The following is a 1,115-nucleotide window of genomic DNA, read 5'->3' on the forward strand; positions in this document are numbered from 1 at the left end:
ATGCCGTGTTGAACGCAAGACAGCGGCAACATCGGATTTATGATATTCAATTTTCTAACGGTAACGGCTCTCTAGCCATGGATTCTGAGATCGGACGATTCGATCCTAGTCGAATTGCGCGTTGAGCAAAACATCAGTTTCACAAGATACCGCACGAAGTATGAGGTGGACGATGGCGATGCCTCTCCCGAATACGTCCGGAGAAGGAGAGCAGGCGGCGAGTTAAGGGCTCGCCGCCTGCGTCAGGTTATGGACGATGCACTTCCGTGTGAGCTCCCGGAACTGGCCATGCCAGCTCCGGGAGCGGATCTCGTCGCCATCGTCTTTCAGCATCGCAAACACGGTTTCACTCATTGACCGCTGGTTGTAGACATCGTCGTCAATTCGGGCGTTGTGGGCCTTCTTGAGTGCATTTTTCTCACAGTGTTTGATCACCGGTCGTGTCAACGCTGCACGACAGGCTTCACGGAGATCACTCCACGAGTACATTTTGTCTGCCAGCAACGCCTGCAGGTCTTCGGCATTGCGCCGAAAGACCTGCAGCCCAATATGCCCGTCATAGGCTTTCTTCGTCGTGAAATGTGCGTCCCTGATGGCAAGCGACTCCGTATCCACGAGCAGCGTCGTCTTCATCGCGTTGAACGAGTAGCCGACGCGATTGCGGTAGTGAGAGCTTGCCTGATCTCGCTGGAAGCCGCTTGCGTCAATCGACGCAGTGCCCGAGAGCCCCGCCTGCTCCGCTGAACGGCGGAGCAGGCGGCGCAACTCCTGCATTGGAAATTCACCGTCCCACACGCTGAAAGACGAGTAATCAGGAGATTTCTCAAGGTCGAACACATCGAGGATTCCCGGCATCTCGTTGAGATAGTCTTCGAGTTTCCGGAGCGGCTTGTTGATCTCCTCTTTGAGCAGAAGGAGCGCGATTTTCGTTGATTTGGCGTACCCGTCCGCGCCGTCCGGCGCGGCGGGTACGTCTGGTTCCTCTACGTGGTTTGTGGCAAAGTTTCGAAACGTCCGCGCGAGGGTCTTGAGACGCCCCATATCGCCAGACGGCGTCCAAATCCCCTGAAATCAGCGATACAATCCGCAGACAGCGTCGGCGTTCAACGGAGCAA

At 56.0% G+C, this 1,115-nt stretch carries 1 protein-coding gene; it reads right to left on the reverse strand.

The features are described 5' to 3' along the window. Positions 1-222: 222 nt before the first annotated feature. Positions 223-1,041: an IS5 family transposase gene (locus tag ACT4MF_RS18835; protein ID WP_444683853.1), complete on the reverse strand. Its 819-nt coding sequence runs from the start codon at positions 1,039-1,041 to the stop codon at positions 223-225. Positions 1,042-1,115 lie beyond the last annotated feature (74 nt).

Source organism: Halorubrum sp. FL23 (assembly GCF_052439115.2).
GTDB lineage: Archaea > Halobacteriota > Halobacteria > Halobacteriales > Haloferacaceae > Halorubrum > Halorubrum persicum.

Excerpts from the sequence above, each read along its gene's own strand:
- ACT4MF_RS18835 (WP_444683853.1), bottom strand. The coding sequence starts at position 1,041 with ATGGGGCGTCTCAAGACCCTCGCGCGGACGTTTCGAAACTTTGCCACA.